The sequence below is a fragment of the Paraburkholderia tropica genome (assembly GCF_014171495.1).
GTDB classification, from domain to species: Bacteria; Pseudomonadota; Gammaproteobacteria; order Burkholderiales; family Burkholderiaceae; genus Paraburkholderia; species Paraburkholderia tropica.
Map to the genome: position 1 here is coordinate 1,265,622 of NZ_CP049136.1, position 23,097 is coordinate 1,288,718.

20 protein-coding genes are annotated in these 23,097 nt (G+C 60.1%); 5 read left to right on the forward strand and 15 right to left on the reverse strand.

What is annotated here, in order from left to right; translation table 11 throughout:
- Positions 1 to 74: 74 nt before the first annotated feature.
- From G5S35_RS29175 to G5S35_RS29185, 3 genes are all read right to left on the reverse strand, one after another.
- Positions 75 to 1,745: a GMC family oxidoreductase gene (locus G5S35_RS29175; protein ID WP_183039630.1), complete on the reverse strand. Its 1,671-nt coding sequence runs from the start codon at positions 1,743 to 1,745 to the stop codon at positions 75 to 77.
- A 91-nt stretch (positions 1,746 to 1,836) separates the two neighbouring features.
- Complete coding sequence (locus G5S35_RS29180) at positions 1,837 to 2,856, reverse strand: ABC transporter substrate-binding protein (protein WP_065065056.1); 1,020 nt, start codon at positions 2,854 to 2,856, stop codon at positions 1,837 to 1,839.
- 339 nt (positions 2,857 to 3,195) lie between these two features.
- Complete coding sequence (locus tag G5S35_RS29185; protein ID WP_183039631.1) at positions 3,196 to 3,822, reverse strand: TetR/AcrR family transcriptional regulator; 627 nt, start codon at positions 3,820 to 3,822, stop codon at positions 3,196 to 3,198.
- Between the two features lie 201 nt (positions 3,823 to 4,023).
- Here G5S35_RS29185 and G5S35_RS29190 point away from each other — a divergent pair, with 201 nt between their 5' ends.
- On the forward strand, positions 4,024 to 4,383 hold the full coding sequence (locus tag G5S35_RS29190) for an H-NS histone family protein (protein ID WP_065065054.1): 360 nt from the start codon (positions 4,024 to 4,026) through the stop codon (positions 4,381 to 4,383).
- A gap of 162 nt (positions 4,384 to 4,545) precedes the next feature.
- Here the strand turns inward: G5S35_RS29190 and G5S35_RS29195 are convergent, their stop codons facing one another.
- The 10 genes from G5S35_RS29195 to G5S35_RS29240 all read right to left on the reverse strand — a co-directional run bounded on the left by G5S35_RS29195 (position 4,546) and on the right by G5S35_RS29240 (position 13,217).
- Positions 4,546 to 6,210 (reverse strand): ABC-F family ATP-binding cassette domain-containing protein, encoded by a 1,665-nt coding sequence (locus tag G5S35_RS29195; protein WP_065065053.1) that lies wholly within the window; start codon positions 6,208 to 6,210, stop codon positions 4,546 to 4,548.
- A gap of 114 nt (positions 6,211 to 6,324) precedes the next feature.
- Entirely contained in the window at positions 6,325 to 6,657 is a 333-nt protein-coding gene (locus tag G5S35_RS29200; protein WP_074987621.1) for a hypothetical protein, read from the reverse strand.
- 188 nt (positions 6,658 to 6,845) lie between these two features.
- Entirely contained in the window at positions 6,846 to 7,070 is a 225-nt protein-coding gene (locus G5S35_RS29205; protein ID WP_065065052.1) for a hypothetical protein, read from the reverse strand.
- Between the two features lie 274 nt (positions 7,071 to 7,344).
- Complete coding sequence (locus G5S35_RS29210) at positions 7,345 to 7,548, reverse strand: cold-shock protein (RefSeq protein WP_065065051.1); 204 nt, start codon at positions 7,546 to 7,548, stop codon at positions 7,345 to 7,347.
- Between the two features lie 259 nt (positions 7,549 to 7,807).
- Positions 7,808 to 8,020, reverse strand: a complete 213-nt coding sequence (rpsU, locus tag G5S35_RS29215; RefSeq protein ID WP_065065050.1) for a 30S ribosomal protein S21 — start codon at positions 8,018 to 8,020, stop codon at positions 7,808 to 7,810.
- A gap of 209 nt (positions 8,021 to 8,229) precedes the next feature.
- Positions 8,230 to 9,276, reverse strand: coding sequence for an AI-2E family transporter (locus G5S35_RS29220; RefSeq protein WP_183039632.1), 1,047 nt, complete (start codon positions 9,274 to 9,276; stop codon positions 8,230 to 8,232).
- Between the two features lie 60 nt (positions 9,277 to 9,336).
- Positions 9,337 to 10,527 (reverse strand): arginine deiminase, encoded by a 1,191-nt coding sequence (locus G5S35_RS29225; protein WP_202035018.1) that lies wholly within the window; start codon positions 10,525 to 10,527, stop codon positions 9,337 to 9,339.
- A gap of 111 nt (positions 10,528 to 10,638) precedes the next feature.
- Positions 10,639 to 12,063, reverse strand: a complete 1,425-nt coding sequence (locus G5S35_RS29230) for a basic amino acid/polyamine antiporter (RefSeq protein ID WP_065065047.1) — start codon at positions 12,061 to 12,063, stop codon at positions 10,639 to 10,641.
- 126 nt (positions 12,064 to 12,189) lie between these two features.
- Complete coding sequence (locus tag G5S35_RS29235) at positions 12,190 to 12,651, reverse strand: outer membrane lipoprotein (RefSeq protein ID WP_408583151.1); 462 nt, start codon at positions 12,649 to 12,651, stop codon at positions 12,190 to 12,192.
- A 248-nt stretch (positions 12,652 to 12,899) separates the two neighbouring features.
- On the reverse strand, positions 12,900 to 13,217 hold the full coding sequence (locus tag G5S35_RS29240; RefSeq protein WP_183040051.1) for a hypothetical protein: 318 nt from the start codon (positions 13,215 to 13,217) through the stop codon (positions 12,900 to 12,902).
- Between the two features lie 91 nt (positions 13,218 to 13,308).
- Here G5S35_RS29240 and G5S35_RS29245 point away from each other — a divergent pair, with 91 nt between their 5' ends.
- Together G5S35_RS29245 and G5S35_RS29250 are read left to right on the forward strand one after the other, a co-directional pair.
- Positions 13,309 to 14,496, forward strand: coding sequence for a phospholipase A (locus G5S35_RS29245; protein ID WP_237181570.1), 1,188 nt, complete (start codon positions 13,309 to 13,311; stop codon positions 14,494 to 14,496).
- Positions 14,497 to 14,578: 82 nt separating this feature from the next.
- Positions 14,579 to 16,051, forward strand: a complete 1,473-nt coding sequence (locus G5S35_RS29250; RefSeq protein ID WP_074987616.1) for a Na+/H+ antiporter NhaC family protein — start codon at positions 14,579 to 14,581, stop codon at positions 16,049 to 16,051.
- Between the two features lie 21 nt (positions 16,052 to 16,072).
- Here G5S35_RS29250 and G5S35_RS29255 read toward each other — a convergent pair whose 3' ends face one another.
- Both G5S35_RS29255 and G5S35_RS29260 read right to left on the reverse strand, forming a co-directional pair.
- Complete coding sequence (locus tag G5S35_RS29255; protein ID WP_183039634.1) at positions 16,073 to 17,263, reverse strand: porin; 1,191 nt, start codon at positions 17,261 to 17,263, stop codon at positions 16,073 to 16,075.
- Between the two features lie 252 nt (positions 17,264 to 17,515).
- Positions 17,516 to 18,472 (reverse strand): cation diffusion facilitator family transporter, encoded by a 957-nt coding sequence (locus tag G5S35_RS29260; RefSeq protein ID WP_161495529.1) that lies wholly within the window; start codon positions 18,470 to 18,472, stop codon positions 17,516 to 17,518.
- A gap of 544 nt (positions 18,473 to 19,016) precedes the next feature.
- Here G5S35_RS29260 and G5S35_RS29265 point away from each other — a divergent pair.
- Positions 19,017 to 19,982 (forward strand): efflux RND transporter periplasmic adaptor subunit, encoded by a 966-nt coding sequence (locus tag G5S35_RS29265; protein WP_237181572.1) that lies wholly within the window; start codon positions 19,017 to 19,019, stop codon positions 19,980 to 19,982.
- Positions 19,983 to 20,035: 53 nt separating this feature from the next.
- Positions 20,036 to 23,050 carry an efflux RND transporter permease subunit gene (locus tag G5S35_RS29270; protein ID WP_237181759.1) on the forward strand — a complete coding sequence of 1,005 codons (3,015 nt, stop codon included), beginning with the start codon at positions 20,036 to 20,038 and terminating at the stop codon, positions 23,048 to 23,050.
- Positions 23,051 to 23,097: the final 47 nt, after the last annotated feature.

Sequence of the window (23,097 nt, forward strand, 5' to 3'; positions counted from 1 at the left end):
TTGTCCTACGAAGTTGATCGAAGGAAGAGAGCAAAACGCGCCTGGCCCAAAAGCCGGCGCGTTTTTATTTCAGCTTACTTCAGCGTATCGGCGATCCGTTCGGCGATCATGATCGTCGGCACGTTCGTGTTGGCGCAGGGAATCGACGGCATCACGGACGCGTCGCAGACCGTCAGGCCTTCGACGCCGTGAACCGCGCCGTCCGGACCGGTGACGGCGAGCGGATCGCTGGGCGCGCCCATCCTGCACGTCCCGGACGGATGCCAGGTGCCGCCCACCGACTGCGTGACGAATTCGGTCAGCGCCGCATCGTCGGCGAGCAGCGTGTCGAGCGTCATGCCCTGCGTGATCACGCGTTCGATCAACGCAGGCCTTAACGGTCCGGCGACATCGAGCAGCCCGCTGAGCAGCCCGCGCTGCAACGCGTTCCAGTTTCCGGGGCGCGCGACCGCGGCAACACGCGGGGAATAGCTCGACGGAAAGCGCGGCCCGAGCGTGGCCGCGAGCGCCGGATCGGCGAGCGTCTGCGCGCCGAAGCGCACCGCGCCTTTCAGGCGTTCGAGATCGCGCGCGTCCGACAGCATCGAAAATTCGACGGTCGGTTCCTGTTGCGCGTGCGGCGAGGCGAGCGTCACGCGCCCGCGCGAATACGACTTGTTGACCCAGAAGAACATCGTGCCGAGCCGGTAGCCGACCGAGTGCCAGCCGGAGCGCGACAGGATCGCGCCGTGCATGTCGCCGCGCGGCGTGCCGGGCAGTCCCGACGAATAGCGGACGATGGCCTGCTCGTGATGCTCGTCGGGGAAGGGCGTGCGTGCCGCGGGCGGCAGGAACGCGGAAACGGCGATCGACGGATGCTCCATCAGATTGCGGCCAACGCCGTCACGCGCGGCGACGACGGCGATGCCGTGCGCGGCCAGTTCGTCGGCCGGACCGATGCCGCTGCGCATCAGCAACGCCGGGCTGTGGATCGCCCCCGCGCTGACGATCACGCGCGCGGCGCTGATCGAGTCGCGCGTGCCGTCGTGGTGTATGAGTTGCGCGCCGGTTGCGCGCGCGCCGTCGAACAGCACGCGTTCGACCTGGGTGTCGGTGACGATCGTCAGGTTGCGGCGCGCGCGGACCGTGTCGTCGAGATAGCAGACCGAGGTCGGAATCCGCTCGCCCGACGCGCTCACGCCGAGCGTGCCGACGAAGGTGCCGTCTTCCCACGCGCCGTTCTGGTCGGCGCGCAGCGGATAGCCGCGGCGGCCCAGCGCGTCGATCACCCCGCGCACGAACGGCGAAAGCCGCGCGCGCGGCGCGCGCGTGACGCGCAGCGGGCCGTGCTTGCCGTGCAGCGGCCCGTCGAAATCGACATCGTGTTCGAGCTTGCGGAAGAACGGCAGGCAGGTCGCCCAGTTCCAGCCGGCGGCGCCGAGCGTTTCCCACTCGTCGTAATCGGCGGGCGCGCCGCGGTTGGCCATCAGCGCGTTGATCGCGGAGCCGCCGCCGAGCAGCCGCGCCTGTTCATAGCGGCGCGGCGCGGCCGGGGCGCTCATGCGCGCCTGCAGCGCTTGCCAGAGATTGCGCGTGTCGAGATAGGCGCGGCCCGGATAGCGGCTGCGGATGTCAGGCGGCAGCGTCGCCTGGCTCAGATTGCGGCCCGCCTCGACGAGGCAGACCGTGCGGCGGGCGTCCTCGGACAGCCGCGCGGCGAGCACGCAGCCGGCCGAGCCGCCGCCGAGAATCAGGTAGTCGAACACAATAGGGAGGGCCGATTCAGAAGGACGGACGAAACGCGCGAGGCCTGCCGTGGCGTCAGGCCTCGCGCTGCACCAGCCTGGCGGCGATGGCTTATTGCTGCATGAACTTCAGCCAGCGCGCCTTCGCCTGGATGCCGGCGTCGGACGCCCACCACTCTTCGGACATCAGGGCCTGCTTGGCCGCGTTTTCCGGTGCGCTCGGCAACTCGGCCGCGCGCGCGGCGGAAATCTTGCCGGTCTTGTACGCGGCCGGATTGCCTGGACCGTAATCGATATAGGTCGGCAGATTCGCCTGCAGATCCGGCGACACCGCGACATCGACGAAACGCACGGCGGTCTGAAGATTCGGCGCGTTTTTCAGGATGCACAGCTGCGTGTTCTGCAGGATGCCGTCGTTATAGGTGAACGCGATGTCCGGATTGTCCTTGCGCACGGCGCTCGCGCGGCCATTCCAGATCATCTCCATGTCGACTTCGCCGTCGTGCAGCAACTGCGCGGACTGACCGCCCGAGGTCCACCAGACGGCGATATCCGGCTTGATCTGCTCGAGCTTCTTGAAGGCGCGATCGACGTCGAGCGGATAGAGCTTGTCGCGCGGGACGCCGTCGGCGAGCAGGGCCGCTTCGAGCACGGTCTGCGGATCGTTACGCAGCGCGCGCGTGCCGGGGAAACCCTTCACGTTCCAGAAATCGGCCCAATTCTGCGGGACTTTCTTGAGCGTCTTCTTGTTGTAGCCGATGACCGTCGAATAGAACTCGTACGCGACGGAATAGGGCGTGCGATATTTTTCCGGAATCGAGGCGGCGTTCGGCATCTTCGAGAAGTCGAGCTTTTCGATCAGCCCTTCGCGGCCGCCGCGCAGACAGTTCGACGTGGGCGTGTCGATGACGTCCCAGATCGGCTTGCCGGTCGCGCCTTGCGCTTTCACCTGCGGCCACGCGTCGGGGATGCTGTCCTGCGCGATCGTGATGCCGAGTTGCTTTGCCGCCGGATCGAGGATGGCTTTCGTCTGCGCTTCCTGATACGCCCCGCCTTGCGAGACGAAGGTGATTTTTCCGGCGGCCTGGGCGGAGTGGCTCGCCGTGGCCACGAGCGCGGCGATCGACGTCATTGTTATGGCGACCGGGCGCCAGCTCTGCAGTTTGATCACGACTCTTCCTCGACAGGGTTGAAGGGGAAAGCTTGCCCGGTCGGGCGCGTCGGCTTGAGGGCGCGCCTGACTGGGGGATTCGGGCATCGGGTTGATTCGACTATAGTGAGTCAATTTCGGCGCTACAACGCCGAAATTGTTGGAGCCGGCATAACTTGATGTCATGGCCGGTGGGGCCGGGGAGCGGTCGCTTTCAGGGATTCGCGCTGGGCGTTGGCGCGCGCGTTGAAGCGGCGGTCGGTGTCTTTGATGATGGCGCGACGGCGTGATGTGTGTCGGGCGCCGAGGGTTATCCGCGTATCACTTCGCCGGCGGCGCGGCGGCCAGCAAGCTGCGCAAGAACACCATGATCATGTGCCCGATCGGCGCCTCGGAAAGCAGGGGCCGCTGCAATGCGAGCCCTTGCGAGAGCCCCATGAAGGCCGCGGCCAGGACGGCCGGCGATTCCGGTGGCACCTTCTCCAGTCGGGCGAAGATCTGCGTGATGCAATAGGCCAGACCATCGCGGTGCGCGTTCAGCAGTGCCTCGGAAGCCGTGGCAAAGAGGGGATTGCGACGGCCCTGAAGCTTGAATTCCACGCCCAGCACCGACCACTCCGGCTCGGCGTCGAGCGTCTGCGCCCAGATCTCCAGCGCATTCAATATTTGCTCCGCTGAAGCTGACGGGTCGCCCAGCGCCTGCGCAATGTGAGTGACTTGCGCCTTCGAGCGCTCCCGCATCAATTCCACGAACAGCGCTTCCTTGCTGGCGAAATTCGAATAGAAAGCGCCCTGCGTGTAGCCCGCCTCGGCCGCAATATCCCTGAGCGAGGTGGCGCCGAAGCCTTTTTCGACAAACAACCGTTTCGCCGCTGCAAGCAAATGCGCACGAGTCTGCAATCGACTTTCTTCGCGGCTTCGCCGCGGTGAGGTGGGGGCCGCGTTCATGGCCGCAAGGATATCAGTTGATATTTAAATATCAAATGGATATTATTACATTCGCATATCAACTGATATGTGATCGTAATGATGATACCCGTGCATTTCACCAGGACCTAACGAGCGCGCCTGCAAAGGCAGGGCGCGCGCAATGGCAATAAAACTGGACGTGCGTTGCACCAACCAGGCCATGCAATACGGAAAGAGCGCATGAACAACAAGGTCAGAGTGTTGGAAAAGCAACTCGTGCAACTCAATGAACGCATTACGGCCGCGTGGCAACAGGAGCAGAAAGCCGCGATCGAGCACATTCGCCAGGTCATGAATGTTTTCAACCTGGTGCCGAATCAATTGCGTGTCGATCGGCGCGGCATCTATAACACCAGGCCTGTTCAGATGAAGTATCAGGATCCCGTTACGGGCGCGACCTGGAGCGGTCGCGGTCGCGCACCGTCCTGGATTCGTAATCGGAGCTATCACGACTTTCTGGTGCGGCAGCCCGATGACGCAGAAGCCAATAGCAAAGGCAAATCCAGTCAGTCGAATGCCGATCGGAATAACAGGCGTTGAAATGAGGATAATGCGGAACTCAGCGCACCGATTAATGCTTCCGGTATTCGCATTGCGCTGTGAGACTTACGCGTGCGGGAATGGGTATTTGCCGCGGCGCGTGCGGACACGCGCCGGGCAAGTTCTGATGAAAGCCCGAGCGCAATCTCGGGCAATCGCTTTTTACGCCGCGTCGGCCTGCTCGCGCATGCGGCGGGCTTCGTCGCGCAGGAACTGCTGGTAATCGTCCAGATCGCCGTCGAAGGGTTCGACGCCGCCCTTTGTGACCAGCCAGAATTCGTCGCACACGGCGCGCAGCAGCGCGCGGTCGTGGCTGACCAGCATCACCGTCCCCTCGAATTCGTTCAACGCCATGGCGAGCGCTTCACGCGTGGCGAGGTCGAGGTGGTTGGTCGGCTCGTCGAGCAGCAGCAGGTTGGGGCGCTGCCACACGATCATGCACAACACGAGCCGCGCCTTTTCGCCGCCGCTCATCGTGCTCACGGCCTGGTGAACCGTATCGCCGCTGAAATTGAAGGTGCCGAGGAAGGTGCGAAGCGATTGCTCGGTGCCGCTCTGGCCGGGCGCGCGCATGTGCGGCGGCGTGTCCCGGGCGAGGCGGATCATGTGTTCCATCGGCGTGTCCTGCGGGCGCAGCACGTCCAGCTCTTGCTGCGCGAAATAGCCGATGTTCAGCCCCTTGCCCTCGCTGATTTCGCCGGCAATCGGCGCGAGCGCGTGCGCCACCGTCTTCACGAGCGTGGACTTGCCCTGGCCGTTCGCGCCGAGAATGCCGATGCGCTGCCCGGCCAGCACGGAGCGATTGATCCCGCGCACGATGACCGTGGGCGGCGTGTCCGGCGCGGCATCCTCCGGCGCGGGGTAACCGAAGCTCGCGTCCAGCATCGACAACAGCGGGTTCGGGACGTTGAGCGGTTCCTTGAACTCGAAGTTGAACTCCGCTTCCGCCAGAACCGGTGCGATTTTCTCCATGCGTTCGAGCGCCTTGACCCGGCTCTGCGCCTGTTTCGCCTTCGAAGCCTTGGCCTTGAAACGGTCGATGAACTTCTGCAGATGGGCGATCTTGTCCGCCTGGCGGGCGAGCGCGGCCTGCTGCAACTCGAGCTGTTCGGCGCGCATGTCTTCGAACTTGCTGTAGTTGCCGCCGTAGCGCACGAGCTTCGCGTTATCGACGTGCACCGTCACCTGCGTCACCGCATCGAGGAATTCGCGGTCATGGCTGATCACGACCAACGTGCCCTGATAGCGCTTGAGCCACGCTTCCAGCCAGACCAGTGCGTCGAGGTCCAGGTGGTTCGTCGGTTCGTCGAGCAGCAGCAGATCGGACGGGCACATCAGCGCGCGTGCCAGCTGGAGTCGCATGCGCCAGCCGCCGGAGAAGCTGTTGACCGGCTGATCGAGCTGCGCGGCCGTGAAGCCCAGACCCAGGATCAGCGCCTGTGCGCGTGCGGGCGCATCGTGTGCGCCGGCGTCGTGCAGGGCCATGTAGGCGTGCGCCATGCGCATGCCGTCGTCGCTGGCCTCGGCGGCGGCGACTTCAGCCTGGGCCGCCAGAAGGGCCGTGTCGCCCTCGACCACGAAGTCGGTTGCGCCCTGTTCGGTCTCCGGCATGTCCTGCGCGACCTGACCCATCCGCCATGCAGCGGGAATCGAGAATTCGCCGCTGTCTTCGTGCAGCGAGCCGTTGAGCAGGCCGAAGAACGACGACTTGCCGGCGCCATTGCGGCCGACAAGACCGATCTTTTCGCCAGGGGTGAAAGTGACGGTGGCGCTGTCGAGCACGACCTTGACGCCGCGGCGCAGCGTGACATTACGGACGGAAATCATAAGAAGCTACTTCGGAGAGGAATGGCATGATAGCCGACCGGGCGAACCATGCCGTTTTTTTTGAGCGCCTGGGCTGTCTGCGCTGTGTGCGATCCAGCCGGCTGCGCGCGTTCCTCAGTCCAAAGTCAGATAGCCGGGTATTTCCGGCAGATATGCGGTTTCAGCCCATTCTGTCTCGACGGCCGAGATGAAATCGCCAGTTTGAAGCGCGGCGGTATCGGCGCCCGCAATCGGGCGTTTTCGCATGGCCTGCCGCAAGATCTGAGGCGCGTGCTCGTAAAAGCGTTCGAGTTGCCGCGCATCCGATGCGTGAGGCGCGAGGTCAAACACGTCCTCGAGCGTCCGGCGGGACAGATGAAAACGCTGAAGCCCGCGAATCACGCGAACCTGAAACACGACCCCGTCACTATTGTGAGGGATTGCAGCCCATACCAGCGCACTGCCCATAACATGCCCCCATTTGGCGACAAACCTGAATCAAGGTTTGTTGCGCCATGATGGCTTTAAAAAAATCCATTTCAAAAATGCGAGCGCCCGATTTGGCATTTTCGCCACACGAAAAGGGTGAGCGTTGATTGCTGATCCGGCGCTCGCGCTCGCTCGGGTGCGAGCGAACGCGTCAGGCCGGCGCGGTTTTATCCGCGCGTATCGACCCAGTTGCGCGCCCAGCGCGTTGAAAATTCCAGCGCCTGTTCTTCGCTCTCGAAGTAATCGAGCGAATAGAACCGGTAGGAGGCTTCGGCTTGCGCGCTGTTAGTGCGTTCGAGAAGCAGATTGGATGAAAAACACCCGTCAGGCAAACGATGCGCGGACGGTTGGACGGCATAGCCGTTGTACTGCTGAGTATGTTTGGTATGCATTTTTAATTCTATTAATGTCTGAATGCGCGCGTGACGTGAGGACGTGCACGGGCGAGCCGATTCAAAGCCATTGCGAGCCGAATCTGAGGCAGACGGAAAGCGAAAAGGCGTAGTCGCCGAAGGGGAGAATGAGGTGCAACGAGGCGTGTGGCGTCGGGCAGGTTGCCGGATATAGCGGCAACTCAATGCGATCGCGCCAACTTAGGGAGACATTGCTCCGCGAGGGTGTCGCTGCAACCCGGCGTCCGTTGTCGGAGGCCGGGTCCTTCAAACTTTACAGCGGCTTGATGTTAGCCGCTTGCAGACCCTTCGGGCCTTGCTTGGTTTCGAAGCTCACCTTCTGGTTTTCAGCGAGCGTCTTGAAGCCGTCGGTCTTGATCTCGGAGAAGTGAGCGAACAGGTCGTCGCCACCCTTGTCCGGGGTGATGAAGCCAAAGCCCTTGCTGTCGTTGAACCACTTAACGGTACCGGTTTCCATGAAAAATCCTTGATGAAAAAAAACGAGAATTCACTCTCATAAAGAGAGTACGTGAAGCGACAAGGAGGGAGAGGACCACGAATACCGCTGAGGAGCGAGCAATTGATGAACAGCAATCGAACTTCTTGACCTTCGGGCGACACACTAACCTTGCAGGTGTGTCAACGTCAAGATCTGATTTGTAACTGTTTTGCCATGCGCCTGTCTGGCGGCTGCCGAATATGGCCCTGAATCTCTGCCTCGCCCGTCGTTGCCTGGGTCAGTAGCGCTTTTTCGGCGGCATCGACCGTTTGATCTGCTTGCGCACGCGCGCGACCGCAGCGGCCTTTTTACGCTTACGGACCGTAGTCGGCTTTTCATAGGCGGTCCGGGCACGCAGCTCCGGAATCAGGCCAGTGCGCTCGATGGCGCGACGGAAGCGGCGCAGGGCAACGTCCACGGGTTCGTCAGGTTTCAGAATTACAGTAGTCAACGCGTTCCTTTGTTGTGATCCGGCACGATTGAAAAAAGCGACTGGGCGCGATTTCCCTCGACTAGGCAGCGTTCGGGCGGATCGTGGTGAGCATCAGCGACGCTTGTGCTTGCACCTCGCTGCAACGCCAGTGTAACAATTGCTGGCGCTTTTCGGGCGCCTTAAAGGGAAAGTGCTGAGATAGCCGGGTGTAAACCGCAATTCTCGTCCTACCGATGCGCGCCAGGATCGTCCTTGGTCAGCAGGAGCGTAATTGGACGCGTTGCCGGAAACGCGGAAAAGATAATCGTCAGCGCGACGGTGCCGGGAATCGCCAGAAACGAACCCGCGGCTCCCCACATCGCGGTCCATACCGCGAGACTCATCAAAATGACTGCCGGGCTCAGATTCATGGAGCCCGCCATCAACCACGGATCGAGCACATTGCCCATCACGAAGTTAATGGAAGCCAGCACGATCAGAATGGCGAGCGGCTCGCTCCATTGTCCGAACTGCAGGGCGGCGAGCAAACCCGGCAGTACGACGGAAATAAGCGAGCCCGCGTACGGAACGAAATTCAACACGACGATGAGCACGGCGAGGAGAGAAGCGAATTCAAGTCCGGCTATCCACATGCAGATCCAGCTCAGCACGCCGACCACGACCCCGAGCAAGGCTTTCAGTGCGAGATAGGTTCCAATCTTGGAGTTGATGGCGTAAATGAGCGGTGCGAGATTGGCTTTTCCGCCCATGAACGTGAAGAGTTTATGCTGAAACCTGCCGATCTCCATCATGAAGAACAGCGTGTAGAGCATGACGAGCAGCGTCGTGGCCAATATCGACGAAATAGAGCCGACCAGCAACGAAATCATCGACTTGATATTGAGGGTGTCGAGAAGAATCCGGCGAAATGTCGTCCACGATGCATCGGTTTCGATATGGAGCAGCGCCGCCATTTTGCCGAGCAGTGCAAGCAAGGTGGCTTCGTATTTCGGACCAACGGCTTCGATTCGCGCGCTGTCGATGAGCAATAGCTCGATCGCGCCGTATGCCGCTGCGAAAATGAGCAAGGCCGAACACCAATAGCGAACGCCTGCGCGCAAATGCGCGCCGAGACGCGGCAGGCGATGCAGCATCTCGGCAAGTCCGTAAATGACATAGCAGGTGATGATCGAGAATGCGATCGGTATCAGAACCGGACGCCCAACGTACAGTACCGCACCGGCAATGAACGTAATGATGCTGATACACGTGGCCGTAATGAGTTCTCGACGCATGCCTTGGGGTGTCGGGGAGTGGGCCAGGGCGGTTGAGCGCGAATGGTGTGACGCGCTGAACTAGAATTCCACCGCATCGCGAATGATCGGACACGTCATGCAATGTCCGCCGCCGCGGCCGCGGCCCAGTTCCGCACCGACTATCGTCACGACCTCGATCCCGGCCTTGCGCAGCAGCGTATTCGTGTACGTGTTGCGGTCATACGCAAACACGACGCCGGGCGAGGTGCAAACGAGATTCGCACCGCTGTCCCACTGCGTGCGTTCGCGTTGATAATCGCTGCCTCCAGCTTCCACCACGCGCATTTTCTTCAATCCCAACGCTTCGGTCACGACTTCCACGAAGGACTTCTTTTCCTGGTGCAATTCCACACCGGCCGGATGATCGCTCGGCCGGTAGGAGAATGTGCGCGTGCGTGCCATGAAATCCGGTGCAATCAGGACGCAGTCGCGGTCGGCGAACGTGAATACGGTGTCGAGATGCATGGCCGCGCGGATCTTCGGCATGGCCGCCACGATGACCCGCTCGGCGGCGCCGCGGTTGAACAAGGTCGCCGCGAGCTGGCTGATGGCCTGGCGAGACGTGCGTTCGCTCATGCCGATGAGTACCGTCTTGTTGCCGATCGGCATGACATCGCCACCCTCGAGCGTGGCCAATCCGTGATCTTCGGTTGGATCGCCCCACCACACATTGACCTTGCCCGCGAAGTCAGGATGGAATCGATAAATCGCGGCCGCAAGAATCGTTTCCTCATGGCGCGCGGGCCAATAGAGCGGATTGAGCGTCACGCCGCCGTATATCCAGCAGGTGGTATCGCGCGTATAAAGCGTGTTCGGCAGCGGTGCGAGAAGATATTCCGTTGCGCCCGCCGCTTCGCGTACGACCTTGAGCGCCGCGCCGCCGTGAGCTTCGGGGAAGTCGTGAATCGAGAGGCCGCCTAGCAGGGTTTCGGCCAGTGCGCGATCGTTGAGTCCTTCCAGATAGCTGCGCAATTCGTCGAGAAAACCGAGGCCAACCTGATTGGGAACGATCTGGTTATCGAGGATCCATTTTTTCCCCTCGGGCACGGCGACCGTTTCCGCGAGCAGATTATGCATCTCCACGACTTCCACGCCGCGATCGCGCATCTTCGTGACGAAATCGAAATGATCCCGCTTGGCGTTGTCGACCCAGAGCACATCGTCGAACAGCAGTTCGTCGCAATTGCTGGGCGTGAGGCGGGAGTGTGCGATGCCGGGGGCGCACACCATGACTTTCCTGAGTTGCCCGACTTCCGAATAGACCCCCAGCGGGCTATCGGAATGGGTCGATTTTTCATCAGCAGTTTTAGGCTTTGTCACGTCGATCTCCGCTCGTAATGGCTAGAGTTGAATGGAGCCAGTGGCCATCAGAACAATGCCCGCGATGGCGGCCAGCGTTGCCACGATGAAAATGATCCAGTCGCTTCCGCGAACGAAGACTGGGATGTTCCGTTCTCGCCGCGCCCAGACATAAAGCGCAGTACCCGGTGCATAGAGAATCGCGGACAGCAATATGAAAGTCAGTCCACCCGCGATGATCATGAACACGGTATAGATCACGGCGATCGCCGCGAAAGTCAGGTCGCGATTGCGTTCCTCGGGGCGTATTTCGTAGCTCTCCGAGCGTTTGGCGATCATCAGCCCGTAAGCGGCCACAAAGAGATAGGGAATCAGCGACATCGAACTGGTCAGGTTGAGCATCAGTGCGAAGGCGTCGCTGGAAAAATAGGTGCTGGCGACCAGAAGCTGAATGATGATGTTCGTGATCCAGAGTGCGTTGGCCGGGACGCCATTCGCGTTTTCGCGCGAGAAGAGGGCGGGCATGTCTTCGTTACGCGCTGCGGCAAACATGACTTCCGCGCAGATCAGCGACCACGCCAGATAGGCGCCGAGGACCGAGACAACGAGCCCGATACTCACGAAAATTGCGCCCCACGGACCGACCAGACTTTCGAGCACGGCAGCCATCGAAGGTTGGCGCATGCCGGCCACGTCGCCGCGCGGCAAGATCGCGAACGGCAACATCGAAACGAGCACCATGAGTGCCGTCACCGCGCAAAAACCAAATATCGTCGCGCGGCCCACATCGGCGCGTTCTTTCGCGTAGCGCGAGTACACACTCGCGCCCTCGATGCCGATGAAGACAAAGACGGTCACCAGCATCGTTGCCCGAACCTGCTGGACGATGCTGCCTTCCTGAGCGGCAGCGTGAATGTTCAGCGTGAACATGTCGAGCTTGAACGCGAACACCAGAATGACGATGAAGACGACGATGGGCACGACTTTCGCCACGGTCACGACGGTGTTAATGAACGCCGCCTGCTTGACGCCACGCAGGATCAAAAAATGAAAGAGCCAAATGCCGATCGACGCGACGATGATCGCGACTAACGTGTTGCCATTGCCGAAGATGGGAAAAAAGGCGCCCAGCGTCGATTTGATCAGCACCCAGTACGACACGTTACCGATGCAACTGCCGATCCAGTATCCGAATGCGGAGAGAAAGCCGGGGTAATCGCCAAAGCCGACTTTTGCGTAGACGAACACGCCCGCGTCGAGATTGGGCTTGCGTTCCGCGAGCGCCTGAAAGACCCGTGCGAGCGCATACATGCCGGCACCGGCGATTATCCACGCGATGGCGGCGCCCACAGGCCCTGTTGCGTTTGCAAACGTACGTGGCAACGAGAAGATGCCCGCGCCGATCATGCCGCCGACTACCATGGCGGTCAGCTGCAAGCGACTCATTTTCTGCACGGATTCACTCATCGGAGTCCTCATTGTCTCGTGTTGTAATTCGTCTGGCAGTGCGTCAGGCCGATAAAAATATCGTGTATTTATTTACAAATTCGAATCCGGCGGGTTGTTGTTTTCGATGTTTTAAACAAAGGAAAATTATCGAGTCACGCGGACCGTATGAGAGCCAAATAGCACGCGCACGCGATCGCCTGGTGAAAAATGTTGGTCCGCATCTTGCGTCACCGCGATTAATTGTCCGGAGTCGAGTCGGACGGAAATCTCCAATCCGGCGCGCCGCGTTGCGTTTGATTCGACCGCATTGCCGGCCATGCCGCCGAGCACAGCACCGCCTATGCCTGCTGCCAGCGAGCCGTTGCCGCGCCCGATCGCACTGCCGGCCGCAATGCCGCCGAGTGCGCCGCCTGCGATCGCGCCTACACCGCTTTGCTGCGGCTGGATGGTAACGGGCCGTACCCATTCGACCACGCCAACCTCGATTACCTGAGCTTGTTGAGCTTGAGACGGCGTGAACGTGCTGGCGGATGTTGGATGCTCGCAGGCAGTCAGAGAAAAAATCGAAGCCGCGCAAACCATGCAAGTCAAGGCAGGCGTTCGCATCATGCTTTCCGATGGTGAGTCAATCACGATGTCTCGCCAGACATCACGCAAGAACGTTGCAAAAGATTAGTCGCTTTGGAATGATCGCGCCAGTCAAGTGTATTGAAATGCCGATGCATCGATAACTATGTTCGCAATCTTTATCGAAAATTGACACCTGATGGCGTTGAAAAAAATTTCTGGATTAAGATGATCTAGACATCGTTCCATAACTTCGAATTCGGAGGTGAAATGGGCGAATTGATTCTTTAAGTGATGCTAATTTCGGTGTTGTTTTTGAGTTGTATCCATACCTGAAAAGGCATGCTGACTTCGTGCCTGTTGCTTGCGAAATGCTTGCGGAACGCCTCGTAGTGGCGTTTGTCGCCGTGATGGCGCAGTTGGATCTTGTGCAGATGTTGACTGATCGACTGGATAGATGTGAGTGCGCAGTGTCCATCGCAGTTTCCATGATAAAGAGGAGGTTGCATGGCACGGGAACCCGCATTTCGCAGGCGACACGGGTTGAGAACAGCACCGCGCACGCGAATGCTACGGCGAATGCTGGCGTGTTCTGCACTTTCCATCACGACATATGCCGGCTACGTGCCAACGACTAGTGCGGCGGTGTCCGTCATGCGACCGCCACGAGAGGCCAGGTCCGACGAGCCGCTCGTCGTGACGATTGTCTATTCCGGCGACGCGCCGACCGGTTCCTCGTTCGATGTGCCGCGTACCTTGCTCATCACGCTCACGAACGGCGAGCAACAGCCGCGGGCGGTTCAGATCACGCGCGAGTCGGGTGCGCCGGAACATGTGAAGCTCGCGGCAGGCGAGATGAAGGCCGTGAGCTATAGCGCGCCGTGGCCGGACTGGGCGCGCGGTGCGGTTCGAGTGGATGTGCCAGGCGTGGACGTGTCGCCTTCGCTGGTTCTGCTGACGCGCAAAGCCAGTGTCGCGGCCAATAGCGCCGCGTCCGGAGCGACGGCAGCGTCTGCCGCGCAAACCGCAACGTCGGCTTCGAACGCGCCCGGCAGCGCGGGGGACAACGACGCCATGGCGGGCAACGAAGCCATGGCAACGCAGATGCCGCCGTCGGCGGTCAAGCCATCGAATGCGGTTATTCCCGATCTCGGCACATTCCTGGCGGGCCGTTTCTCGTTCTACGAGCCCACGTACTTCGCCGACGGCTGGTCATCCGATGAAACCAGTCTGGCCAAATTCCAGATCAGTTTCAAATTCCGCTTTGTTTTACCCGACGATCCGCGCTCGCGCGGCTTCGTCGACAATCTCTACTTTGCCTATACGCAGACGTCCTTGTGGGATATCCGCAAGTATTCCGCGCCGTTCCGCGATACGAGCTACAAGCCCGCGCTGTTTTACTATCTTGCGGACACGGGTTGGAAAGCCAACTGGTTTAGCCGAATGGGCATCGAGACGGGCTATGAGCACGAATCGAACGGTCGGGACGGGCCCGAGTCGCGTGGGATCGACATTCTGTATGTCAAACCGATCTGGGACTTTGGCGACATCCATGCGAATCATTTGACGGTCGCGCCCAAGGTCTATTGGTACGAGCATATTGCCGGAGAGAATTCGGATATTGCCGATTACCGCGGCTATGTCGATCTGTTGATCAAATACGGCAGCCCCGACGGCTGGCAACTCGCAACGACCCTGAGAAAAGGCACGAAATCGACCTACGGCAGCGTCAACGCGGAATTCACCTACCCGTTGGCCAAGCTGTTCGGCAACGCGTGGGGCGGATACCTGTGGGTTGGTTACTTTAATGGCTATGGCGAAGATATTCTCGACTACAACCAGCACCGCTGGGCCGCGCGAATTGGCTTCAGCCTCTCGCGCTAGCGCGAACGTGTCGCGAGAAGCGGGACCCCATGCTGTCGTGGCAGCGTAGGCCGACGCTTACGGCGAGAGAAGGGAGGGTGGCATGAAGCGGCCCGCATCACCGCAACCTTTGTCGTTATTCGAAGCGCTGGTGCCTGTCGTGGCGCTTATTCTGCTCGTTGGTCTCTCCTATTATCTGTTCGGTAATGAAGGCGCAAGCGGGCCAAACCAGGTGGCGCTCGTTGTGGCGGGCATGCTCGCGGTTTTGGTCGGGTGGCGGCGCGGTCATTCGCTCGCCTCGCTGGGCGAGGCCGCCAACGCGAGTATCAGTTCCGGCGTTGGCGCGATACTCATTCTGTTCGCTGTGGGAGCACTGATTGGAACATGGGCGCTCTGCGGCACTATTGTCGCGATGGTGTATTACGGACTGAAACTGCTGAGCCCGGATTACTTTTACGTCACGGCAGCGTCGATCTGCGCGCTGATTTCATTTTGCATCGGCACATCGTGGACCGTTGCAGGAACGATAGGGATTGGCTTGATGGGCATCGCGCAGAGTATGGGACTCAGCACGGCCATCACAGCCGGTGCCGTGATTTCGGGTGCGTATTTTGGCGACAAGTCGTCGCCACTCTCCGATTCCGCGAATCTGGCGGCGGCTGCGGCGGGTGTTGGACTTTACGAGCACGTGCGAGAGACGCTGGTGACTTCGCTTGTCGCGCTCGTCATTACGCTATTTGTATTCTATTGGCTGGGTGAACCGAATCACTTCGATGCCAGTTCGGAAGTCGCGGCCATGCAGAATGCGTTTCATCTTTCCCCTGTGCTGTTTGCGCCACTCATTCTGGTTGTGCTGCTGACACTGCTCAGACTGCCGCCCTTTACGACGATTTTCCTTGGCGCACTGGCCGGCGGTGTCGTGGCCGCCGTGGTCGCGCCAGGGCGAGTGATCACATTCGCTGCGGCACGCGAGGGCGTGCCGAACTGGATCGCCGTGATCAAAGGCATCTGGCTTGCCATCGCAAGCGGCTACAAATCGACAACCGGCGAACCGGTGATCGACGCGCTCCTCACGCGCGGTGGCATGGATAGCATGTTGAGTACGATCTGGCTGATCATCGCCGCGCTGGGATTTGGCGGCGTGGTGGAGAAATGCGGCGTCATCGAACGACTCATCGCGCCCGTGGTCAGTTGGGCCAAAGGCCGTGGTGCATTGGTGGCCTCCGTGGTTGCAGCCACGATTGCCACGAACGTGGTGGCGGCAGACCAGTTCATTGCTGTCGTCCTGCCTGCGAGAATGTTCAAGAACGCGTTTGCTGCACGTGGCTATGCGCCTACTGTGCTATCGCGGTCGGTGGGCGACTCGGCCACTACGACGGGGGCATTGATACCCTGGAACAGTTGCGGGGCGTATATGGCCGCGACGCTTGGCGTATCGACGTTCGTCTACGGTCCTTACGCGGTGTTTTGCATGCTCAGTCCGATCATCACCATAGCGTTTGCGTATGCTGGCATCCGCATGCCGCGTACTTCTCACGCGGCCACGGAAGCGTCGGAAAACGAGGCGTCTGAGTGACATGCGCATCGATCATTCAACCTAGAATCGATGTCGAATACCGAAGCTCACCAGTATCTGGTTATCGGTGCTCGCCTGGTTTCCATAGGAACCTATGGATGCGGTTGCCGGGACGAGGCCGCCACCCGTACCGCCTTGCGATGGCACACGCTGATCGCCGGCGGCATGCTGCCAGGCACCCACGAGGTACAGATCGGTTCGTTTCGACAGCGCGTAGTCGCCGCCCAGCGACACCTGGTTATACGTCGCCGATGCGTCGCCCGTTGCGCGGACATAGGCATAACCGACGCCGATCAGACTCGCAGGCGTGATCTGATGGCCGAGGAAAGCGCGACCGATGTTGTATCGCTGCGTATTCTGGAAAGCTGAAGCGGCGTCAGGCTTGTATTGCGCGTTGCTGTAGCTGATGTTGCCCGTGAATTGTCCGTCTTCATACTGAAATGCCACGGACGCAATGCCAATCGATTTGGCCGTGACGTAGGCGCTGTTGATGCCCGCAGAGTCTGGAAATCCTGAGTTGAACGTGGCTGCCCCGGTCGTTCCGCCCCATCCGGTGCGCGGTATCGACGAGGACAGGTTGTCGGTGTGAAAGTAGCCCGCCGCCATGCTGAATGGACCGCCCGAGTAACCGGCTGCGGCCGACCACGATTGCCCGGATCCGGTCGATCCCGCCTGGCCGCCCAGCGCATACATGCCCTCGATTTGCACGCCATAGAATTTCGGCGAGACGTACTTGATCGAGTTATCGACACGGAAACTGTTGTCGTTATTATCGACGTCGCCGGGCGTCGCGAAGGGGGCGCCGAAATATCCGTCACCGGTCAGCGGTTGAATCATGTCGACGAGCGGATCGTATTGCCGTCCGGCGGTCACGGTCCCCCATGTTTCCGCGCTCAGCCCGACATAAGCTTCGCGACCAAAAAGACGGCCGCCCTGGCCGAGTTTTCCGGTGTTGATGTCAAAGCCGTTTTCCAACTGGAATATGGCCTGAAGACCGCCGCCGAGATCCTCATTGCCTTTCAGGCCGAACCGGTTTCCTTGAAGATTTCCGCCGAACATTTGCCAGAGGTAACCGCCGGACGGTGTGGCATTGCTGACATATTGAACCGATTGATCGAGCAAGCCGTAGAGCGCGACGCTGCTTTGAGCGCTGGCACTGCTTGCGGCGCCAAGGAGCGCCAGGGAAACGGTGCAAACAGGCATTGACTTCATCGTGTCTCCTTTGTCACGTCGCTGTGCCACCACGCGATGCCCTGCCATACGGTTGGTTATGCCAGCGAGCGCTTGTCAGGTTGAGTGTCGAAGAACAACATTCGCATACGTGACATCTCAAATCGATGTCGCATTGACAGGTTTCAGCGTATTTCATGTTGATTTGGATGACTAATAAATGTTCAGAATAAAGAGTGAATTCTGAAAATTATGACGCTTTTTCCCAACATGAATTGAATCAGGCGGTCGAGATCAATCCGGCTCCCGACCGTCTTCCCATCGTGGATCGGCGGTGATCTGTATGGTTAGACGGTTTTCTATTGGAATCGACCCCAGCGACTTCCATATCTGCTCCCGCAGGCGGTCCTGCGCGCCAATGTCGCGCAACGTCGACAGGGCATCGACAAGCATATTGATCTCGACGAAATTACGTCTTCCCGCCTGGACGACATGGGTGTAATGGCGAATGATGCCGAAATCGCGACTGATGTCGTCGAGCATGGTTTCAATGCCCAGACGCGGATTGTTCTCATCCGGAGTCATGTGCAGCAATTCAGCAAAGCTGCTGCGAATGATTTTCACAGGAACAAGGAGGAAGAGCAGCGACAAGCCCGTTGTCATGACGCTGTCGACGTACGGGTACCATTGATCACGCATCCCCGCCGGCAGCACTGAATACACAACGAAGCCGAGCAGCGTGGCCGCACTGAACGCGAACTTCATGATCCATTTGAAACTGTCAGTCTTCAAGAGTTTGGAGTTAATCCGTCTGGCTGTTGCTTTTTTGTAAACGACCATCGCGAAACAGACCACGCAGCTCGCGACGCTAAACCAGATAACGCCACGCGCGTCGATCGCATGACCGCCCGAGCGAATGCCCTCTATGCCGTTCACGAGGCCGTAGACGCAGACAATCAACATCATCAGGCCGTTGATGCCGTTCACGAGCGGCTCCAGAAACCAGAATCCATACTGAAACCGGTCGGTCGCGGGACGGTTGACGAGCGATGCCGCCATCCACCCCAAGGCAGAACTCACGAAATTGAGCAGATAAAAAATCGCGGTCAGGATCAGCGTGTCGGACTGCACGAAAAAGCCGTAGCCGACGTTGGAGACGAAGCCCAGGCAAACCACGTACATCGACACCTTCATGGCGCGCTGTTCGGCCGTCGCCAGTTGGGATCGTTTCAGGGCGGAGCGGATGGACATGGAGTTTTTCCATACCAGGAGGCGCATCGAGACGGGAGAGTCATCGTGAGCGATTCGTTAGGATACGTTTGCGGGAAATGGCAATAACACGGCGGACTCGTGAGTTTTGAATTTCCACTTCACCTATTTCTTATCGGTTCAACCGCGTGAGCAGTGCCGCGCGAGTTCGACGGTCTGATCATAATCGCTATTTAAACGTGTCGATGCGCAGATTGCCACGCGTCGCGTATGAAACTCGTTTTTAAATATTCAGCTATGCTCGCCTCAAATCGGATCGCGTACTTTTCGCACTCGATTCATTCAGCGACGTTCACGAACGTTTCTGCGTCGCTGATCATGTGTTGAATAGGTATTGGGCAATGTCACTGAGAGGGGACGGATGAGCATCGTGGATGCCTGTTCACACTCGAATTCCGGTGCCAACGCAACGGCCGGTCATTCTGCGCGTGTGCGCGGTCGCGAGGTCTGCTCTCTCGTGTTGCTCGTTTTCATGTTGGGGGCGTGCGGAAAGCCCACACCCAGTGAACAGGCGAACGAGCCGCGCATGGTGGAAATCGCGCCCGTGGGTGAGAGCGGAGCAAGTGAGTTGCGCGTGTTTTCCGGACAAGTCGAAGCCACCAACGTTTCCGCGCTCGCCTTTGAAGTATCGGGCCGCGTGGTGCAGATTGCGGTGCTCGACGGCGCGCGCGTCACGCAGGGCCAGTTGCTTGCCCGCATCGACGACGAGCCTTACCGCCTTCAACTGCAACGTGCGGACGCGCAATATCAGCAGCTCGCCGACGACCTCAAGCGCAAGGCAGCGTTGCGTGACGAAAACATTCTCTCCGGCGCGGCGTACGACCAACTCAAAGCCGCTGTGGAAATGGCGCGGGCCCAGCGCGATCTCGCGAGCCGCGACTTACGCAATACCCGACTGCTGGCGCCGTTCGACGGCCGGATTGCACGGCGCACGATCGAAGCGCAGCAGATTGCGCAAGCCGGCGCACCGGTGTTTCAACTGGAAGCGCGATCGCGCCTCGAAGTCGGCGTGGCGCTGCCGCAGAATATCGCCGACTCACTGCCGTTCGATCGCACATTGAGCGCCGAGGCATGGCCGCCCGACCGGCCCTCGGCAATCTTTCCGCTCGTCTATCGCGAGCACTCGACGCTCACGACACCTGGAGGCAGCGTGTATCGTCTGCTGTTTTCTCTCGCGCGACCGGACAATCTCAATCTGCTGCCGGGCATGGCGCTGCGTGTGCGCGTTCGCGTTCCCGCGTCGGCCACTGCGCAATCCGCGCTCGTCGTGCCGGTCAACGCACTGGTCGTTAGCGGCGACGATAGCCGCGCGGTCTGGAAATACGACACGACGAGTCATCGCGTGACGCGCACTGCCGTGGCGTTGCGCGAGATTCGCGGAGACGATGCCGTCGTGACCGGCGCGTTGCAGGTGGGCGATCAAGTCGTGGCAGGCGGAGCCCAATTCGTTACCGAAGGCGAAGAAGTCCGTCCGATGGAAACGAATCCATGAACCTGGCGCGCACGCTAATCGAGAGGCCGCTAATCGCATGGATTATCGCGTTGGTGTCGTTGATCGGCGGGATCATTGCGTATATCGACATTGGGCGGCTGGAAGATCCGAAATTCACGATCAAGACGGCCGTGGTGGTTACGCTTTATCCGGGCGCGAGCGCCAAACAAGTCGAGAGCGAGGTGACCGATCGCATCGAAAGCGCCGTGCAGCAACTGGAGCAGGTGGATTTTATTCGTTCGCGTTCGATGGCGGGTTATTCCGAAGTGCGTATTCAGATTCGCGATCAGTACATGTCGAATCAATTGCAGCAGATCTGGGAGCAATTGCGGCGGCAGATTGGCGACCTCACGCCACGACTGCCGCCAGGCGCAGGTCCGCCAATCGTGCTGGACCGTTTCGGCGACGTGTACGGTCTTTTCTATGCTATTACCGGCAAAGGTTATTCACAGGCGCAGTTGTTCGATTACGCGCGCGAATTGCGCAAAGACCTGCTCACTTTGCCGGACGTCGCCGATATCGTGATTGCGGGTAATCAGCAGCAACAGGTGACGATCACGGCCGACCAGTCACTGCTTGTCGCCAACAATCTTTCGTCGGACGACATTGCTCAGGCGCTGGGCGTGCAAAACGAGGTTCGCAGCGCGGGGCGCGAGCGTGTCGGCGACCAGTTGATCCGTATTTCGCCGACCGGCACGCTCGACACGCTGGCGTCGGTGCGCGCATTGCCGGTCGGCACGACGCCGGGCGAATTGCTGCTCGGCGACGTGGCCCGCGTGAATTTCGGCTACGCGAGCATACCCACGCAGGCGATTCGCTATAACGGGCAGGATGCGCTGACGATCGGGATCAGCGCGCGCTCGGGGGTCAACGTCGTGAAGGTCGGCGACGAGGTGAAAGAAAAGCTGAAGGAACTCGAACGGGTCCGGCCGTTAGGCATCGAATTGCACGTGCTTTACGACCAGCCCGATTCCGTCGATGTCGCCGTGCGCGGGTTCGTGCTGGATGTGATGCTCTCGGTCGGCATCGTAACGGTCGCGCTCGGTATCGGGCTGGGATGGCGCGCGGGTGTCGTGCTTGGCATCGAATTGTTCTTGTCGATTCTCGGCACGCTCTTTGTCATGTATGCGGCGGGTATTGAATTGCAGCGCATTTCGCTCGGCGCACTGATCATCGTGATGGGCATGCTGACCGACAATTCGATTGTGGTGTGCGAGGGTATGCTCGTCCGCGTTCAAAGAGGACTTTCGCACATCGAGGCCGCAGCGGAAGTGCTCAAACAAGGGCAATGGTTGCTGCTTGCATCCACGGTCGTCGGCATTCTCGCGTTTTCCGGCATTGGCATGTCGCCCGATGCGGTAGGGGAGTTTTGCGCATCGCTTTTCGCGGTCGCGGCCATTTCGCTGCTATTTAGCTGGGTGATTGCCATCGCACTGACGCCGCTGCTCGGTTTTTATTTTTTCAAACGAGGCGAAGGCGAACAGAAGAATCCGTTCGACACGCGGCTGTATCGGCAATACGGGCGGCTATTGGGCTGGGTCGAACGCAGGCGACTCTGGGTCATCGGCTCGATGGTCGTGTTGCTCGTCGTTTGCATCTGGGGTTTTCGGTTCGTCGAGCAGAGTTTCTTTCCGGCGTCGACCAATCCGATTTTCTATGTCGATATGCGTTTGCCGCGCGGCGCCGATATTCGCACCGTGATGGAACGAACACGAGGTCCGGAAAAACTGTTGCTCGCGCAACCCGGTGTGGAGAGTGTCGGAACGTATATTGGCGGCGGCGCGACGCGATTCATTCTGGTCTACGATCCGGAGACGCAGGACCCGTCGTATGCGCAATTCATCGTGACAGTCGATGACGCCGCGCGTATCGACACCCTGATTCCGACGCTCGATCACGACTTGCGCGAACAGTTTCCCGACGTGAACTGGTCCGTCACGCGCCCGAACTTCGGTCCTTCCAGCGGGCTGCCGATTCAGGCGCGCTTTCTCGGTCCCGATCCTGCCGTGCTACGCAAACTGGGCGCGCAGGCGCAGGCCGTATTGCGTAAAGACGGTGGCCTGCAATCGATCAGCAACGATTGGGAAAACCGCGTCAACGTCGTGCGTCCCGTGTTCGACGATACGCGGGCGCGCTCGCTCGGCGTGACGCGGCGGCAACTCAACGACACGTTCGCGTATGCGACGGAAGGCCTGCGCGTGGGCTTGTTTCGCGACGAGGATCTGCTGCTGCCCATCGTGCTCAACGAGCCGCCCGGCATGGGTGGCATCGAGCGTCTGCAGGGGTTGCAGGTGTACAGCCTCGGCCAGCGCCGCTATGTGCCGATGGCGGACGTGCTCGGCGGTGTCACGTATGGCACGGAAGACGGTGTGATCGCCCGGCGCGACCGAATCCGCACGCTCACGGTGTCGGCGGGCACGCGCTATGGCGAGAACAGCGTGGCCGCCTTCGACCGTGTGCGCGCGCCCATCGAGGCGATCGCGCTGCCGCCCGGTTACGAACTTGAATGGGGCGGCGAATACGAGTCGTCGAACAAAGCGAAAGAGAGTTTATTCACGCAATTGCCAATTGGTTTTGCAGGCATGTTGTTACTCGTTCTTTTTATGTTCGGTCGCCTGAAACCCGCGTTGATCGTGCTGCTGGTCGTGCCCATGTCGATCTGCGGCGTGACGATCGGCCTGCTGGCGTTTCGTGGCGCATTCGGTTTCATGTCGCTGCTCGGCTTGCTCAGTCTCATCGGCATGCTGATCAAGAACGGCGTCGTGCTTGTCGATGAAATCGATCTTCAGATCGCGTCCGGTGTGCCGCGCATGCGTGCCGTCATCGACGGTTCGAAGAGTCGTTTGCGACCGGTGGCGCTCGCGGCCGGCACGACGATACTCGGCATGGTGCCGCTGCTTTGGGATCCTTTTTTCAAGGACATGGCGATTACGATGATGGCCGGCCTCGCGTTCGCAACGGTGCTGACGATGGCCGCGGTGCCCGCGCTTTATGTCGTGTTCTTCTCGATCCGCAGCGACGAGACGGGGCCGGGCGCGGGCGACGGAGAACGTCATGAGGCCACGTGAATTCGCTGTGCGCGGCAGCTGTAAGGCGTCGATCTGCGCCGTCGCTT

Coding starts and splice junctions, on each gene's coding strand:
- G5S35_RS29250 (WP_074987616.1), top strand. CDS start 14,579: ATGAAGCGGCCCGCATCACCGCAACCTTTGTCGTTATTCGAAGCGCTG.
- G5S35_RS29185 (WP_183039631.1), bottom strand. CDS start 3,822: ATGAACGCGGCCCCCACCTCACCGCGGCGAAGCCGCGAAGAAAGTCGA.
- G5S35_RS29235 (WP_408583151.1), bottom strand. CDS start 12,651: ATGCGAACGCCTGCCTTGACTTGCATGGTTTGCGCGGCTTCGATTTTT.
- G5S35_RS29195 (WP_065065053.1), bottom strand. CDS start 6,210: ATGATTTCCGTCCGTAATGTCACGCTGCGCCGCGGCGTCAAGGTCGTG.
- G5S35_RS29265 (WP_237181572.1), top strand. CDS start 19,017: ATGGTGGAAATCGCGCCCGTGGGTGAGAGCGGAGCAAGTGAGTTGCGC.
- G5S35_RS29240 (WP_183040051.1), bottom strand. CDS start 13,217: ATGGAAAGTGCAGAACACGCCAGCATTCGCCGTAGCATTCGCGTGCGC.
- G5S35_RS29255 (WP_183039634.1), bottom strand. CDS start 17,263: ATGAAGTCAATGCCTGTTTGCACCGTTTCCCTGGCGCTCCTTGGCGCC.
- G5S35_RS29225 (WP_202035018.1), bottom strand. CDS start 10,527: ATGGTGTGCGCCCCCGGCATCGCACACTCCCGCCTCACGCCCAGCAAT.
- G5S35_RS29260 (WP_161495529.1), bottom strand. CDS start 18,472: ATGTCCATCCGCTCCGCCCTGAAACGATCCCAACTGGCGACGGCCGAA.
- G5S35_RS29190 (WP_065065054.1), top strand. CDS start 4,024: ATGAACAACAAGGTCAGAGTGTTGGAAAAGCAACTCGTGCAACTCAAT.
- G5S35_RS29200 (WP_074987621.1), bottom strand. CDS start 6,657: ATGGGCAGTGCGCTGGTATGGGCTGCAATCCCTCACAATAGTGACGGG.
- G5S35_RS29220 (WP_183039632.1), bottom strand. CDS start 9,276: ATGCGTCGAGAACTCATTACGGCCACGTGTATCAGCATCATTACGTTC.
- G5S35_RS29230 (WP_065065047.1), bottom strand. CDS start 12,063: ATGAGTGAATCCGTGCAGAAAATGAGTCGCTTGCAGCTGACCGCCATG.
- G5S35_RS29210 (WP_065065051.1), bottom strand. CDS start 7,548: ATGGAAACCGGTACCGTTAAGTGGTTCAACGACAGCAAGGGCTTTGGC.
- G5S35_RS29180 (WP_065065056.1), bottom strand. CDS start 2,856: ATGACGTCGATCGCCGCGCTCGTGGCCACGGCGAGCCACTCCGCCCAG.
- G5S35_RS29205 (WP_065065052.1), bottom strand. CDS start 7,070: ATGCATACCAAACATACTCAGCAGTACAACGGCTATGCCGTCCAACCG.